This window comes from Pseudomonas syringae pv. tomato str. DC3000 (assembly GCF_000007805.1).
Lineage (GTDB): Bacteria > Pseudomonadota > Gammaproteobacteria > Pseudomonadales > Pseudomonadaceae > Aquipseudomonas > Aquipseudomonas avellanae.
This window is the reverse complement of sequence record NC_004578.1, coordinates 4,463,695-4,479,437: the sequence shown is the minus strand read 5'-3', so window position 1 is coordinate 4,479,437 and position 15,743 is coordinate 4,463,695. Positions and strand designations below refer to the sequence as shown.

12 protein-coding genes, 1 tRNA gene and 2 pseudogenes are annotated in these 15,743 nt (G+C 55.6%); 9 read left to right on the top strand and 6 right to left on the bottom strand.

Annotated elements, in window-relative coordinates; genetic code table 11:
• Window positions 1–29: 29 nt before the first annotated feature.
• The 5 genes from pal to PSPTO_RS20555 all read left to right on the top strand — a co-directional run bounded on the left by pal (window position 30) and on the right by PSPTO_RS20555 (window position 3,004).
• Entirely contained in the window at window positions 30–530 is a 501-nt protein-coding gene (pal, locus tag PSPTO_RS20575; protein ID WP_002554651.1) for a peptidoglycan-associated lipoprotein Pal, read from the top strand.
• A 6-nt stretch (window positions 531–536) separates the two neighbouring features.
• Window positions 537–1,355: a tol-pal system protein YbgF gene (gene ybgF, locus PSPTO_RS20570; protein ID WP_011104810.1), complete on the top strand. Its 819-nt coding sequence runs from the start codon at window positions 537–539 to the stop codon at window positions 1,353–1,355.
• 171 nt (window positions 1,356–1,526) lie between these two features.
• Window positions 1,527–2,174 (top strand): 7-carboxy-7-deazaguanine synthase QueE, encoded by a 648-nt coding sequence (gene queE / locus PSPTO_RS20565; protein WP_011104809.1) that lies wholly within the window; start codon window positions 1,527–1,529, stop codon window positions 2,172–2,174.
• Window position 2,175: 1 nt separating this feature from the next.
• The gene (queC, locus tag PSPTO_RS20560; protein ID WP_046463447.1) at window positions 2,176–2,865 is read left to right on the top strand and encodes a 7-cyano-7-deazaguanine synthase QueC; all 690 of its coding nucleotides are present in this window, start codon (window positions 2,176–2,178) and stop codon (window positions 2,863–2,865) included.
• 63 nt (window positions 2,866–2,928) lie between these two features.
• Window positions 2,929–3,004: transfer RNA gene (locus PSPTO_RS20555), tRNA-Lys, on the top strand.
• Window positions 3,005–3,545: 541 nt separating this feature from the next.
• On the opposite strand, the pseudogene PSPTO_RS20550 reads toward PSPTO_RS20555, so the two are convergent.
• From PSPTO_RS20550 to PSPTO_RS20535, 4 genes and pseudogenes are all read right to left on the bottom strand, one after another.
• Window positions 3,546–4,518 (bottom strand): annotated as a pseudogene (locus tag PSPTO_RS20550) (IS66-like element IS684 family transposase); the annotation flags it as partial.
• Between the two features lie 17 nt (window positions 4,519–4,535).
• A complete protein-coding gene (gene tnpB, locus PSPTO_RS20545) occupies window positions 4,536–4,895 on the bottom strand; it encodes an IS66 family insertion sequence element accessory protein TnpB (RefSeq protein WP_005747908.1) in 360 nt (119 codons plus the stop codon).
• Window positions 4,896–5,146: 251 nt separating this feature from the next.
• Window positions 5,147–6,913 (bottom strand): hypothetical protein, encoded by a 1,767-nt coding sequence (locus PSPTO_RS20540; protein ID WP_162491828.1) that lies wholly within the window; start codon window positions 6,911–6,913, stop codon window positions 5,147–5,149.
• Window positions 6,865–7,541: pseudogene (locus tag PSPTO_RS20535) on the bottom strand (transposase). The gene PSPTO_RS20540 and the pseudogene PSPTO_RS20535 overlap by 49 nt, the downstream one beginning before the upstream one ends.
• A 138-nt stretch (window positions 7,542–7,679) precedes the next feature.
• Here PSPTO_RS20535 and PSPTO_RS20530 point away from each other — a divergent pair.
• Window positions 7,680–8,657: an IS5-like element ISPssy family transposase gene (locus tag PSPTO_RS20530; protein ID WP_007247571.1), complete on the top strand. Its 978-nt coding sequence runs from the start codon at window positions 7,680–7,682 to the stop codon at window positions 8,655–8,657.
• A gap of 935 nt (window positions 8,658–9,592) precedes the next feature.
• Here the strand turns inward: PSPTO_RS20530 and PSPTO_RS20525 are convergent.
• Complete coding sequence (locus PSPTO_RS20525; protein ID WP_011104804.1) at window positions 9,593–11,191, bottom strand: glycoside hydrolase family 28 protein; 1,599 nt, start codon at window positions 11,189–11,191, stop codon at window positions 9,593–9,595.
• 406 nt (window positions 11,192–11,597) lie between these two features.
• Here PSPTO_RS20525 and nadA point away from each other — a divergent pair, with 406 nt between their 5' ends.
• On the top strand, window positions 11,598–12,656 hold the full coding sequence (gene nadA / locus PSPTO_RS20520) for a quinolinate synthase NadA (RefSeq protein WP_011104803.1): 1,059 nt from the start codon (window positions 11,598–11,600) through the stop codon (window positions 12,654–12,656).
• A 101-nt stretch (window positions 12,657–12,757) separates the two neighbouring features.
• On the opposite strand, the gene PSPTO_RS20515 is transcribed toward nadA, so the two are convergent.
• A complete protein-coding gene (locus PSPTO_RS20515; protein ID WP_005767670.1) occupies window positions 12,758–14,191 on the bottom strand; it encodes a M48 family metalloprotease in 1,434 nt (477 codons plus the stop codon).
• Window positions 14,192–14,331: 140 nt separating this feature from the next.
• Between PSPTO_RS20515 and PSPTO_RS20510 the strand changes: the two genes are divergently transcribed.
• Window positions 14,332–14,583, top strand: coding sequence for a sulfurtransferase TusA family protein (locus PSPTO_RS20510; RefSeq protein ID WP_011104802.1), 252 nt, complete (start codon window positions 14,332–14,334; stop codon window positions 14,581–14,583).
• A gap of 32 nt (window positions 14,584–14,615) precedes the next feature.
• Window positions 14,616–15,686, top strand: coding sequence for an AI-2E family transporter (locus PSPTO_RS20505; protein WP_007245780.1), 1,071 nt, complete (start codon window positions 14,616–14,618; stop codon window positions 15,684–15,686).
• The last annotated feature ends 57 nt before the right edge of the window (window positions 15,687–15,743 follow it).

Here is a 15,743-nt window from a genome sequence, read left to right as displayed (position 1 = left end):
ACACACTGGGGTTCATTAGGAGTTTCAAGATGGAAATGCTGAAGTTTGGTAAATTTGCTGCGCTGGCTCTGGCCATGGCTGTAGCTGTAGGTTGCTCGTCCAAAGGCGGCGACAATGCCGGTGCAGGCGGTGCTGTTGATCCTAACGCTGGTTACGGCGCCAACACCGGTGCAGTTGACGGCTCCCTGAGCGAAGAAGCTGCTCTGCGCGCAATCACCACCTTCTACTTCGAATACGACAGTTCGGACTTGAAGCCAGAAGCCATGCGCTCCCTGGACGTGCACGCCAAAGACCTGAAAGCTAACGGCGCTCGCGTTGTTCTGGAAGGCAACACTGACGAACGTGGTACTCGCGAGTACAACATGGCACTGGGCGAGCGTCGTGCGAAAGCCGTTCAACGCTACCTGGTTCTGCAAGGTGTTTCCCCAGCTCAGCTGGAACTGGTTTCCTACGGCGAAGAGCGTCCAGTTGCTACCGGCAACGACGAGCAGTCCTGGGCTCAAAACCGTCGCGTCGAACTGCGTAAGTAATTTGACATGCGAACGTGCCGACGTGCTCTAACCGTTTTGGCCCTCGCCCTTCCGCTTTCAGCGTTGGGTGCGGCACCTGTGGTCGATAACAATTCTGGCTCTGGCAGCAGCAGTTATCCGCCAGCGGGTTATGGCACGTCCGGCGCCTATGCCGGGGGAGGGGTTACGGCCCCTGCCTCGGCACAAGGTCAGCTGTTCATGCAATTGCAGCAAATGCAGGACGAAATCGCGCGTTTGCGCGGTGTTGTCGAGGTCCAGCAAAACGACATCCAGCGCATGAAGCAAGAAGCTCTGGAGCGTTATCAGGAACTCGATCAACGCATAGCCAGTGGCGCATCCGCTCCGGCTACCAATAATTCTCAACCTTCTGGTGGCGCTATCGACGCCAGTGGGACGCCTTCGGCCTCAGCGGCTCAGCAGGCACCGGCAGCAGGCACCGAGCCTCCTGATCCGGCGAAGGAAAAGCTGTATTACGAAGCGGCCTTCGATTTGATCAAGGCAAAGGATTTCGACAAGGCCAGTCAGGCCTTCACCGCTTTCCTGCGCAAATACCCCAACAGTTCATACGCGGGCAATGCCCAGTATTGGCTGGGCGAAGTGAATCTGGCCAAAGGCGACCTTCAGGGTGCCGGTCAGGCGTTCGCCAAAGTCAGCCAGCAGTACCCCAAGCATGCCAAGGTGCCTGACTCGCTGTACAAGCTGGCTGATGTCGAGCGTCGTCTGGGTCATACCGACAAGGTCAAAGGCATATTGCAGCAGGTTGTCGCCCAGTATCCGGGCACTTCAGCTGCACAGTTGGCGCAACGAGATCTCCAGCGCCTCTGATGTTCTGACCCGCTGATCAAGAAAGCCGCGCTAGTCGCGGCTTTTTTCGTTAGAATCTCGCACCCGAAATTCCGGTACACCTTACGCTTTTCCGGATTCTGCGATTGCAGGGTTCCTTGAAGTGCCTGACGGAGGCGGACGGCCTGTTTAGCTGTTACGCCCGTGGCTGATATGCAAGAAACATTACGCATCACCGAAATCTTTCACTCGTTGCAGGGTGAAACCCGTACGGCTGGCCTGCCCACCGTGTTTGTCCGCCTGACCGGCTGCCCATTGCGCTGTCAGTACTGCGACAGTGCCTACGCGTTCAGTGGCGGCACCATTCAGACGCTGGATGACATCGTCGGGCAAGTCGCGTCCTATCGTCCCCGCTACGTCTGTGTCACCGGTGGCGAGCCGCTTGCCCAGCCCAACGCCATTCCATTGCTCAAGCGTCTTTGTGATGCGGGCTATGAAGTGTCGCTGGAGACCAGTGGTGCATTGGATATCTCGGCAGTGGACCCTCGTGTCAGCCGCGTCGTCGATCTCAAGACCCCGGGGTCGAAGGAAGTCGCACGCAACCGCTACGAAAACATGGCGTTGCTGACGCCGAACGATCAGGTCAAGTTCGTGATTTGCTCGCGCGAGGATTATGACTGGGCGGTTTCCAAGCTGATCCAGTACGGCCTCGATCGGCGTGCGGGTGAGGTGCTGTTCTCGGCCAGCCATCACGAGCTTAAAGGCCGCGACCTGGCAGACTGGATAGTGGCCGACAATTTGCCGGTACGCTTGCAGATGCAGTTGCATAAAATTCTTTGGGATGACGAGCCGGGGCGCTGACATGAGTGAATTGACCAATACTGAAAAAAGAGCCGTAATCCTGCTGTCCGGCGGCCTCGACTCCGCGACCGTAGTCGCCATGGCCCGCGCAGAAGGTTACGCCTGCTACACCATGAGCTTCGACTACGGCCAGCGTCATCGCGCCGAGCTGGATGCCGCAGCCCGCGTTGCCCGCGATCTGGGTGCGGTCGAACACAAGGTTATCGGCCTGAACCTCAGCGGCATTGGCGGCTCGGCACTGACTGACAGCTCCATTGCCGTGCCTGAGTCGCCCTCTGAGGGCATTCCGGTAACCTACGTACCGGCACGCAACACCGTGTTCCTGTCGCTGGCGCTGGGCTGGGCAGAAGTGCTCGGTGCGCGGGATATCTTCATCGGCGTCAATGCGGTGGATTACTCAGGCTACCCTGATTGCCGTCCCGAGTTCGTGGAGTCTTTCGAGCGCATGGCCAACCTGGCGACCAAGGCTGGAGTGGAAGGGCAGGGCTTCACAATCAGGGCGCCGCTGCAGAACCTGAGCAAGTCGGACATCGTCAAGGCGGGCATTGCTTTGGGGGTCGACTACGCACTGACGGTTTCCTGCTATCAAGCCGATGATCAGGGACGTGCCTGTGGCAAATGCGACAGCTGCCGCTTGCGCGCAGAGGGCTTCACAGCCTCCGGCATGTCAGACCCGACACGTTATTTTTAAAGTTTTTCAAAAAAAGTGTTGAATTACTGATAAAAATCAGTAATATACGCGCCACACAACAGAGGGTCGTTAGCTCAGTTGGTAGAGCAGTTGGCTTTTAACCAATTGGTCGTAGGTTCGAATCCCACACGACCCACCATTTCAAAAATCTGGAAGGCCCATGAAAATGAGGATTTCCGGATTTTTTTTTGCTTTGCGGATCTAGACGCACGGATCGCTGCTCTGAGCCAGCAAGGCCAAAACTTGGTTTTCGCAGTCTTGAGAAACAAGCCAAGCGGTTGGGGGCACCAAGCCTGGCAATGGCCAGCGAGTAATAAACGTACTGATCTCAACTAGCTTCATAGAAATTCCTCCGATACGGATAATGTGCGGGTAGATCCACTTGGCTGACGCTAGGACAAGGGAGTCCCCCGATAACTCACGTGAAGGCCATGCCTGGGCTTTGCTGAGCTGAGCTGAGTAGATGACTTCACCGGACGAATACTAGCAGTGTGCTTAATCATGACGACTGGTTTGATTTTTACGGAGCACTGCCATTCCCATCGCATTCGCCGATTCGCTGGTGTACCAAGAATTTTCATATGGGGTAGCAGTACAAGCTTTCAGGGCATTCATGGAATCTGCGGGAGGGCGGACGGCGAGCATCAGGGCTGGCGGGTGCTGAATGAGTAGGGCGTGGAGATGTGCGCCAGACGCTCAACACCCGGTTGCAACGCCAATGCGTTATAGCCCGCGTAATCATCGGTCATCACGTAGCCGCGATAACTTTCCAACAGGCTCAGCGGCACCTCCTGCGCACGGCTGGTGGTGTAATCGAACAGCACAACTTTTCGGTCTGGCGGGCCACTGGCTTGCACCCACATCCAGGATTGGCTGGTCGGGTCACGATCCGGCTCTTTTAGTACCTGGACTCGGGTTTCATCGCAGTGGATAAACGGGCTTTCGAATAATCGATCACGCATCAAATTCAAGAGCGGCTGGAAGTGTTCGCTGCACTGGATAACCCAGCGTGCCAGTGTTTGACGCGCTATCTCGATGCCATGTCGACTCAGCACCGTTTCAAAGCGATGCAGAGGCAAGCCGTCGACATACTTGGTGGTCAGCAGCATGGCCAATACGCTCGGACTGGCCATGCTCTTTTCGATCAACTGAGCCGGCTTGTCAGCGGTGACCGGTGCCGTTTCACAACCGCGGCAACCGTAGACTTTGCGGATGTGTTTGATCACACGGATCTGCATCGGCACGATATCCAGCTGCTCACTGGTTTCTTCGCTGATGACATGCTTGCGGCAACCGCAGGCACAGGTCAGTTCGTGCTCGGGCAGTTCGTGAATGACTTCGATGCGGGGAAGATCTGCCGACAGTGGCTTGCGCTTACCACGGCGCTTGACCGGTGCAACGACCTCTTCGTCGGCGTCGCCGACGGGAAGCATCGGCTCGCTTTCGGGTTCGTTGAATAGTGCGAGTTGCGGCGTGTTGGGTTCGACCGCCTGTTCGGACTTGCGACCAAAGATACGGTCACGCAACAGCTTGATCTGTTCTTTCAGATCAACGATGTGGGTGGCGTAAGCTTCTTTGGCGTCCTGCGCTTCAAGCAGCATCTGCTTAAGCAAAAACAGGATCGTCAGGAAGGTCGTCGGGTATCAATTTCATGCCCTGGATTATACCCGTCAGGCGACAAATCGTGGAGTCAAAACCTTGTGCGGACGGTTACGCCAGAGATCAAATCCATCCAGTAACCAGTTCAGTTCCTGGACCGTCAGCACGATGGCCTCGTCCGTCTCATCGGGAGAGGTTTTGAACCGCTCGGACTCCAAACGCTTGAGCCAAAGACAGAAGCCGTTGCGCTCCCAATAAAGTATTTTCACCCGGTTACGGTGGCGATTCAGAAAAACAAAAAGCACGGGGTCGAACACGGCGACTTTGATGTCCAGTTCAACCAGCGCAGCAAGGCCATCGATAGATTTTCGGAAATCCACAGGCTTGGGGTAGAGGTACACTTTTTCGACTTTGGCGTCGGGTCGCATCATGGGGAGCTGGCTCCTGAAAAGAATCGGGAGCACAGCATCAAGCTTCAATTGCTGGCTTGGAATGTGGGGTTCATGAGGCGCTTACAAAGCAATGGTTGCAGCAGGGTGATCAATCGTGTCGATTGGTTAAGGCACGCTGTTAGTCGCTTATTACTATTTCGCTGCAAAGACGGTGCGAATAATCTTCGCCCGATTGAGTCGTGCAGTAGATACCAGTCCACGGGGGCGCGCGCGTCCCCGTGGACTGTGCCTTACACTGCCGGGGCACACATTGTGAAATTATCCATATAACAATGATCCCCCACTTCCACCTCTACCCGTGAAAGTAGCTTGTCTATCGGCGCCTTGAACTCCACCCACTGGTGCCTTCCACCCGCGTTTGAGTTCAGTATTCTTGTTTCTAAAATCTCGCCCCCCTCATCATAAAATCGAATTGTCGCAGCACCATCAAGATGAACAAACGCAAAACGAAGACACTTGCAAGCGACATTGAATTGCAACCCCGTTATTTGGGGTGGCACGGCGAATCCACTTTGGTTAAAACACATCACTATGGCCGGCCCCGACATGTAGCCAGGAACATCCCCATAGTTGTATATTCCCCCATGGCTAGTTGTAGCCGCTTGGATCATGGTGATGGTCATTGCGGCTGTGGTAATGATTTCGCCGGTGGCAATGAATTTATTTGGTTCCCCATCGAATCCGTCGAAGATCTCCAGGCTTTTGAACAGCCTCAGCAGGACAGGATTAAAGGGAACCGGCTCATCTCCAGGGAACGTCACATCCAGTTGCAGGGTGATAGAGCTGCCATCGAGAAAGGGCGATAACTGGGCGTTTGAAATCGCCATCTCCAATCCTTGCTGAACTTCCGCCGTTGTTACCGCTCGTAGTGGTGTCAAGGTCACGGTGATATCCTCGCCACCGACTGAGGTTCCCTTACAGCTCAAGGAAATTTTGTTAGTTGTGGCGATATCCGGCCACGCTCCTACCACAAGGTGCGCGGATCCGCAGCACAGCTCGACGAAACTCAATACACCTTGTAGCGACTCCGGAACCTGCGGTTGCGGCAAATTCAGGGTGGGGTCTACCCGCAGCAGCGTGGTGGTGCGTAGGTGAAAGTCTTGGGCATTAATGGGCAGCGGGTTCTCGTGGACAGGGTCATCATGCTGAGGCAGCACTGGTTCAGCGCCGTCCCAAATGACCCCCATATGAGTCGTTAGCGCCGAATAGTCCTGCCGTCGCGACATCCAATTACGCGATAACCTGAACTCAAAGACATGATCTGGGTTTGCTTCAGCCACCGTCACTATATGGTCAAAAGCAATCCAAAAAAATGAATACGGTAATTGATGTTGATCACCTGCTACAGTAACAAACAGGCGTTGCCCGGCCTGAATCATCGGCCATGACTTGATCTTAATGGTTTCATCACCCTGCAATTCGTACATGTTCAACCACCAAGTGCTCGACTCCAGCTTGGAGTGCACGAACACCGGCAACGACTTTCGAAGATCCGCCTCTCTGATGTCCTGAATCTCCAACTCTAAGACCAATGATGTTTGGAGCCGTTCGGAAACTGTTGCCGTGTACCAGATCAATACCGTGTGCCCGATGCAAGCACTGACGTGCTCCTTGGGGATAGGGATTTCAATGCTGCCACTGGTGCTACCAAGCCGAACGATTGGCTCGAATTTAGGTTCATCCTGGCCTTTGATTGCCCAACACAGCGTAATTGGTGTCGCCTCCATGTGTGTGAAAGCAATGCTTGCAGAAGTGCCGTCTATCGCGTCAATTGGATACAGCACGCTGTTATTCGTTGCGTATTCAATCGTCGGGTAAGGTAATTCGTGGATGAGGTTCGAATGTTGCTCTGCAGCGGTAGCCGGTTTTCCCCCAAAATAAGCCGCTATTTGTTGAAAAATCGATCGATTAATCGCGCATGTGCCGCTTTTTCGCGCGGTTTCCCATGTTAGACGCGCAGCTCGCCCGTACCCATAAGCTGTTTTCGTACCATCCACAGGTTCGACAACGCGAACAGGGTAGTCAGCTGAGCCGTTTTTTTCATCAGTCCACGAAAGCGCACTTTCACGTAACCAAACTGGCGCTTGATCACGCGAAACGGATGCTCGACCTTGGCTCGTGTCTTGGCTTTGCAGTACTCAATCTTGCGCTTGATCTTGTAAAACACACTGTCCTTATACCAGCGTGGAATAGGTACTGTGGCGCGCTGCGATCTGCCAGACAATCTTACTATTTTCATGCTCTTTGCGCTTCTCGGCACCGGTGTATCCGGCGTCTGCATAGATAGCGTTTTCTTCGCCATGCAGAAGTTCTGCAACCTGTGTGACATCGGCCACGTTGGCGGCGGTACCGTAAACATGATGAACCAGTCCGGATTCAACATCGGTGCCGATATGAGGCTTCTTCCATGCATGGATCGCTAAGGGAGAACCAGTTTTGCAACAGGTGAATGCGCAACATGGTTTCCAGCGGGTAGGGTTTTCGACCGCCACCGGCCTTGAGGTAGAACGGCTCTATCAGTCCCGGCAGACCTTTCCAGGGTACAACCTGATCCATTTCGGCAAGGAAACGTTCGCGGCGGGTTTGCTTGCGTTTGCCAGCGTACTCAACGTCGGAAAAGCTCATTTGGCCATGGGAGGCTCGGATCAGGTGGTCAGGCGATTTTCGCATATTTGAGACTTGTTCGGAGATTCCTTAGGGAAACTCTGAAAAAGGTTTCCTGATTTGGCAAAATACCCCAACACCTTTCACCGAGCTTCCCTGATGAAACAGATGACCTTCGCCGATGCCGAGTACGCGGGTAAACGTAAGCATACCCGCCGCGAGCGCTTTCTCATCGAGATGGATCAGGTTGTGCCCTGGAAAGGCTTGATTGCCCTTATCGAACCACATTATCCAAAGGGCGAAGGTGGCCGTCCGGCTTATCCGCTGATGGCGATGCTGCGTATTCACCTGATGCAGAACTGGTTTGGTTACAGCGATCCGGCGATGGAGGAAGCACTTTACGAGACAACGATCCTGCGCCAGTTCGCAGGGTTGAGTCTGGATCGAATCGCCGATGAAACCACGATTCTCAACTTCCGGCGTCTGTTGGAAAAGCATGAGTTGGCAGGCGGGATTTTGCAGGTCATCAATGGCTATCTGGGTGATCGAGGTTTGATGCTGCGCCAAGGTACGGTGGTCGATGCGACGATCATTCATGCGCCGAGCTCGACCAAGAACAAGGACGGCAAACGCGATCCCGAAATGCATCAGACGAAGAAAGGAAACCAGTATTTCTTCGGCATGAAAGCGCATATCGGCGTCGATGCCGAGTCGGGTTTAGTCCATAGCCTGGTGGGTACTGCGGCGAATGTGGCGGACGTGACTCAGGTTGATCAATTGCTACATGGTGAGGAAACCTATGTCAGCGGTGATGCGGGCTACACCGGCGTGGACAAGCGTGCGGAGCATCAGGATCGTCAGATGATCTGGTCAATTGCGGCCCGCCCAAGCCGTTATAAAAAGCATGGCGAGAAAAGTTTGATCGCACGGGTCTATCGCAAAATCGAGTTCACGAAAGCCCAGTTACGGGCGAAGGTTGAACATCCGTTTCGCGTGATCAAGCGCCAGTTTGGTTATACGAAAGTCCGGTTTCGCGGGCTGGCTAAAAACACCGCGCAACAGGCTACTCTGTTTGCCTTGTCGAACCTTTGGATGGTGCGAAAACGGCTGCTGGCGATGGGAGAGGTGCGCCTGTAATGCGGAAAAACGCCTTGGAAAGGTGCTGTTTGAAGGAAAATCGATGAGTTAAGAGCGGAAAACGTCTAATTATCTGATCGGGCGAGCTTTTTTTGAACCTCAGGCCATGAGAGCGTCAAAAATCGATGCCTACTTCAGACCTTCCTTAGATTGATGAAAAAATATTCTTTGTCGTGGGTAATTGGCGTCGGTGATCAGGTCAATGGTGGGAATAAAAAGCTTCCGGCTTGGCAAGATGTTGACTACTATCTCGATAAAATTAATATAGGGAAAGGCTCTCTAACGTTAAGTATCGTTGGTGGTGCAGATATAGGTCCACAGCGCCTAAAATTTTTCGGATGAAGGTGGTTATGTTTTATCCCTAGGGTGAAGATGATGGAACGGATTCTGTTGTGCGTTCCTATTTGAACCCAGAGCCAAAGAATAGTGAATATGAGATTTTAAGAAAACTCTGAAAAAGGTTTCCTGATTTGGCAAAATACCCCAACACCTTTCACCGAGCCTCCCTGATGAAACAGACCTTCCTTAGGTGATATTTGGAACGGTGAATTGGTCTGCTTGGATTTCTCCATTGTAAAAGAGGCGCTTGAGGAGTTTTTCTTGACAGGTGATGTTAGCTTAGATCTATTGAGTTGAATCAATCTCCTTTGTAGCGGTATCTATTAAATTTGAGGTGGGCCTGATTTCGGTTTTTTTGCACCCTGTGTGCCCCTTCTTGTAGCCCTTTTGTACCCCCGCTTGAAGACCTTCGGCCGCCCTGTCTTTAACCGGTGTTCAGGCATTCGCATTTAAAAAATGCGCTTATTTGACATTTTCAGATTCATATCCTCACAGTGTTTTATTGTTCCCATGAGGATCTCCAAAAACCAAACAGCCGTCTGCGAGGGATTCCCCCCCCCCCCCCCCCCGCAGCACTACCCGACAACCACCACCCGTTAAAACGGAGCCCCAGGCACCACGGATTTCATCGGCACAAACGCTGCCGTGCAATCGACCGGCGTGCCCTCTCCAGGACTGCCGGAGACCGTGACGTTATCCTTTATCGAAGGCACCAGCTTGTTGGCAAAACTCACCGGCCCTGGCCCCAGAATGAAGTGGGTCGCCGTAAGACCGGTGAGGTTGGGCTGGGTGCCATCGAAAACAACGTTATCCAGCGTAATGGAAATCGGCCGTTTCTGACCGTTGTCGTTGTAGCCAACAAAAGTCATCTTGCCGCCGCCGAATCTCGGGCTGCCCAGGTAGTGGAAGCCTTTGACGGTGATACCGCTGAAGTCAGGGTACGAGGTTCCGCTGGCGCTGCCGTACTGGGTGTCGAACACCAGCGGGAATTTGACGTTACGCATGCACACATTCTCGTAGCTGACGCCGTCTACGATTCCGCCGTTTTTGGCTCCCGACTTGATTCTGAGCCCAATGCCGTCCTGGCTATCTGCGCCGTCCGCTGCAAGATCCACAACGCTGACGTTATGTACGCCGCCGTTGGTTTCACTGCCGATGGACAAGCCGTGCCCATAGTAGAAATGGTTGTGCGCAAACATCAGGTCGCGGCTGCCGGAGGTCCGGCTGGACTTTATCGCTACATTGTCGTCGCCGGTGCTGATGTAGGAGTAGGCCAGCAGTACCTTGTTTGACTGGCCGGGGTCGAAGCCATCGGTGTTCTTCACGGTTTCCGGGGTGAAACAGGTGCCAGGGGTCTTCTGGTCGGGCGTCGAGCCGGTAGGACAGTGGTAGCCTTCAACCGTGTAGACCCGGCTTGGAGTCAGAATCTTGATCCCCCAGACAGTCACGCCTGTCACGCCGTCAGTCACAATGTTGAAGTCCGGGGCGTTTTGCAGTGTCACTCCCTGGATGACGAAGTCCGTTCCGCCACTGACCTGGATGAGGCGCGGCTTTTGCTGATAAGCGTTGGACAGGGTCTTCTGGTAGACGAGGTCCCACCAGCTGCGCTGGTTGGCATTTGCCCCGGAGGTGAGCAGGCTGCCGCCGCGACCGTCTATCACGCCTTTTCCGATCACGCCGCTGGCGCGGGTATTTTTTGCTGAAATCAGCGAGCTGCAGGCGTCCTGATTGGCGATCGTTGTTACGCCGCAGGTGCCTTTGCCGTTGTCGTAGTCTTTGGGGTTGCGTGACGCGAAGAGCGTAACGCCGTCGTCGATCCACAGCGTAACGCCGGATTTAAGCTGCAGGGCTCCGCTGAGGAATGCCGAGTTGTCGCCAGTGCCTTTAATCAGTTGGACGGCTTGCCCGGCTGCGCAGCCATTGATTGCGCTCTGAATTCTGTCCTGGTCAGGTCTGGAGTAGAGCGCCGCGCTGTCGACGCTGTCCAGCGAGCCATCCTTGGGGGCCAACGCGGCCGATAATTGCTTGCAGACCTGCGGGCTGGCGGGCTCGTTTATCGTGCCCCAGGGCGTTACCACTGCAGCCTCGCCAGCGGCCTGTACGGGCGCGGCGATCATCAGCGAAGCGGTCAGAGAGGTAATTGCCCAAGAGGTTTTTCGGAAAGCGGAGTTGGAGAAGTGTGCGGCGCCTGACATCAAGAATCCCTGTGAAATTGAGTAGTCTTATTTGGAGCACGAAAGATAGTTTACGAATGTGTCAAAGTGAAATTTATTACTGATTGTTGCCAGATATTATTTTTAAATGAGCCTGCGTATTCTGAGCAGTCAAGTGCTCAAGAACGCTTCTCATCAGCATCCGAGAAGCCAGAAACTGCTGTTAAATCAGTTTTTTAGCGTTAGAATCGGCGCGCCGTCAGATGTCAGTCTGATCTCTACTGAACATTTGCAACCTGCTTGATCGCAGGCAGTAGCGCCTAAACAGGGCGATGCATGCGTAAAGCTGGATTGGCCATCTCAGATGAGGTTTCCGGCTTTTTTATGGCCTGTCTTTATCGGGTGTAAACTTGCCTCTCGCGCTCAAGCGCCTTCAGGTATCGCGAACATGACACAGATTTCCGAACGCTTTCTGGTGCAGGCGCACCTTGATGCCAAGCAGCCCAAGGCGCTGAGCCCCGAAGAGCAAGCGCACTACCGTGCCGCGATTGCTGCCGAGCTCAAGAAGCAGGACGCGGTCATGGTCGCTCATTACTATTGCGACCCGGTGATTCAGGCGCTCGCCGAAGAAACCGGCGGCTGCGTGGCTGACTCCCTGGAAATGGCGCGTTTCAGCAACAATCATCCGGCCAGCACCGTACTGGTCGCCGGTGTGCGTTTCATGGGCGAGACCGCCAAGATCCTCAACCCGGAAAAACGCGTGTTCATGCCGACGCTGGAAGCCACCTGCTCGCTTGATGTGGGTTGCCCGGTCGATGAGTTTTCCGCGTTTTGCGATCAGCATCCAGAACGTACCGTGGTGGTCTACGCCAACACCTCGGCGGCAGTAAAGGCCCGTGCCGACTGGGTGGTGACCTCAGGCTGCGCACTGGAAATCGTCGAAAGCCTGATGGACAACGGCGAAAAGATCATCTGGGCGCCTGACAAACACCTCGGTCGCTACATTCAGCGCGAAACCGGCGCCGACATGCTGTTGTGGGACGGTGCCTGCATCGTCCACGAAGAGTTCAAATCCAAGCAGCTGGAAGACATGAAAGCCCTGTACCCCGAGGCTGCGATTCTGGTTCATCCAGAGTCTCCGGAAGCGGTCATCGAGCTGGCTGACGTGGTCGGCTCCACCAGTCAGATGATTGCAGCCGCCCAGCGTCTGCCGAACAAGATGTTTATTGTGGCCACGGATCGAGGCATCTTCTACAAGATGCAGCAGCTGTGCCCGGACAAGATCTTCATTGAGGCGCCTACGGCCGGTAACGGTGCGGCGTGCCGCAGTTGCGCACATTGCCCGTGGATGGCGATGAATACGCTTGAGCGCACCTTGCAGTGCCTGCGCGAGGGCGGCAACGAGATCTTCGTTGAGCCTGCGCTGATTCCCAATGCAGTGCGCCCGCTGCAACGCATGCTGGACTTCACGCAGGCCGCTCGCTTACGTCAGGCGGGCAATGCCTGACCGCTGCAGCGAGAAATGCAACGAAAAAGCCCGACTGACGTGTCGGGCTTTTTCATTCTGGTGACGGTAAGGCCGTTTTAACGGAGCTCGCTCATGAACTATCAGTTCATCATGTCCTTGACCATGCGTTCCTGCTCGATCAAATCCTTTTGCCGGGCATCGATTCGCGAGGCCAGCTGGAAGTTGTTGGCGGCCCGGCGTTTGGCGAAGTCCAGTTGCTGGATCGCCTGACGGAAGTCGCCGACCAGCGCGAAGTACTCGGCACGGGCCTGATGCAGGCCGACCGTGTTGCCGTTCAGGCCACGGGTTTCTGCCACCACGTACCAGATGTCCGGATCATCGGGACGGGTCTTGAGCAACGCTTCAAGGCTTTTTTCGGCTTCGGCGGTACGGTTCTGCTTGAGCAGCACATCAATACGCACATCGTTGAGCGGGTAACTGGTCGGGTACAGCGTCAACATGCGATCGACCCGTTGCTGTGCATCCGCCAGCCGGTTGTTGGTGATGTCCAGGTCGATTTGCGTCAGGTTGTAAGTGATGTCGTTCGGCGATTTTTCCAGCAGAGGCTTTAGGCTTTCCCGTGCTTCATTGAGCTGTCCACCCTTGATCTGCGCGATGGCCAGACCGTAGCGCGCGGGCTCGGATTTCGGATTTTCAACCAATTGGGCACGGAAGCGCTTGGCGGCAATGCCTGGCGTTTCTTCATAGATAAGCGCCACCCGCGCGCGCATCAGTTGGTACAGCACGCTGTCTTCCTTGCCGCCCGGTTTGGCCTGCTCGGCGCGGTTGCGCGTGTCGGCGATACGCGATTCGCTGACCGGGTGAGTCAACAGAAACTCCGGAGGCCTGGCGTCGAATCGGTACTGGCGCATGAGACGCTCGAACATGGTCGGCATATTGCGCGGGTCATAGCCGGCTTTTTCCAGGTTGAGAATGCCGATGCGGTCAGCTTCCTGCTCGTTCTGACGCGAGAACCGGCGCTGCTCCTGAATCGCAGCCGCCTGTGAGCCGGCGATGGTCGCGATACCGGCATCACCGGCACCCGCAGCCGCCATGACAATACCCGCCAGCATCGCCGCCATTACGGGCACCTGCATGCGCTGCTGGGCTTCTATGCCTCTGGCGAAGTGGCGCTGGGACAAGTGAGCCAGTTCGTGAGCCAGAACCGATGCGTATTCCCCCTCGGTCTGAGCGTTGAGAAACAGGCCGCCGTTGACGCCGATGATCCCGCCAGGTGCTGCGAAGGCGTTGAGCTGCGGGCTATTGATGAGGATAAATTCAAGTCGCCGGTCCTGAACCTGGCTGGTTTCGGCCAGACGATAGACCGATGTCTCGACGTAGTCCTTGAGTTGCGGGTCCGACAGTTGCCCGACCTGACCACGCAGTAAACCCAGCCATGCACGGCCCAGGCGGTGTTCCTGCTCCGGGGAAACAATCGATGAGCTGGAGTCGCCCAGTGACGGAAGATCGTCAGCGATGCCGTGTGTGGCGAACAGGCAGGCGAGGGTGAGCAGTGTAGGACGCAAAAAATTCATGCACGAAGCTCTGGTCAGAAGAACCTGTACTGTAGCTGGCCCAATGGCGTGCTGACCAGAGTGAGGTATTCTTGCTGCCTTGTCCGCCTTGCCTTTTCGGACCTGCTTTGTAATTCGATGTGTCCGCCTGGAGAGAAACGATGTCTGACGCTGTACTGCGCCCCGAGGCCTGTGACGCCGAACTGGATGCCAGCGGGCTCAACTGCCCGCTGCCCCTGCTGAAGGCCAAGATGGAACTCAATCGTCTGGCCAGCGGTGCGGTGCTGAAGGTGATCTCGACCGATGCCGGGTCGCAACGGGATTTTCGAACCTTTGCCAGGCTCGCCGGCCATGAACTGTTGCATGAAGAAGTCGAGGCCGGCATTTACCGCTACTGGCTTCGCAAGGCCTGATCTACCGCCGTTTTTTCCGAAAAGGATGTTTGATGTTCAATGTGCTTCGCAATTGGGTGCAACGCTATTTCTCTGACGAGGAGGCGGTGGTACTGGCGGTCTTGCTGTTTGTGGCGTTTACCCTCGTCCTGACGCTGGGCGGGATGCTCGCTCCGGTGCTGGCCGGGCTGGTTCTGGCTTTTTTGATGCACGGGCTGGTCGGTCTTCTGGAGCGCCTGCGGATGCCCGAGGTGGCCGCAGTCGGCGTGGTGTTCACGTTGTTCATCGGCGCGCTGCTGGTGTTTCTGCTGGTGCTGGTGCCGTTGCTCTGGCATCAGTTGATCACGCTGTTCAACGAGGCGCCGGGCATGCTTGCCAAATGGCAGTCGGTGCTGCTGTTGCTGCCCGAGCGCTACCCGCATCTGGTTTCCGACGAGCAAGTGCTGCTGGCAATTGAAGTCGCCCGTGGCGAGGTCGGCAAGATCGGCCAGCTGGCACTGACGTTCTCGATCTCCAGCCTGCCGTTGCTGGTCAACCTGATGATCTATCTGGTGCTGGTGCCGATTCTGGTGTTCTTCTTCCTCAAGGATCGCCATGTGATCGGTCGCTGGGCGCGTGGCTATCTGCCTCGCGAGCGTGCGTTGCTCAATCGGGTGGCGGACGAGATGAAGCGCCAGATTGCCAATTACATTCGCGGCAAGGTCATCGAGATCTTCATCTGTGGCGGCGTGACCTACATCGCCTTCGTGGCGCTCGGGCTCAATTACGCCGCGCTGCTGGCAATGCTGGTGGGCATCTCGGTGGTGGTGCCTTATGTCGGCGCGGTGGTGGTCACGGTGCCGGTGGCGCTGATCGGTCTGTTCCAGTGGGGCTGGAGTGATCAATTCATCTACCTGATGATTGCTCACGGTGTCATTCAGGCGCTGGATGGCAACGTTCTGGTGCCGCTGCTGTTTTCCGAAGCCGTCAATCTGCACCCGGTCGCGATCATCTGCGCCGTGTTGCTGTTCGGCGGGCTGTGGGGCTTCTGGGGGATCTTCTTTGCGATTCCGCTGGCGACCCTGTTCAAGGCCGTGCTGGATGCCTGGCCACGCAATGAGCCCACCGTAGCGCCGCTGCTTTAGCGCGTTGCTGCGAATAGCAGGGCGCAATCGCTGCGGCACCTTGCGTGCCGCAGCCGG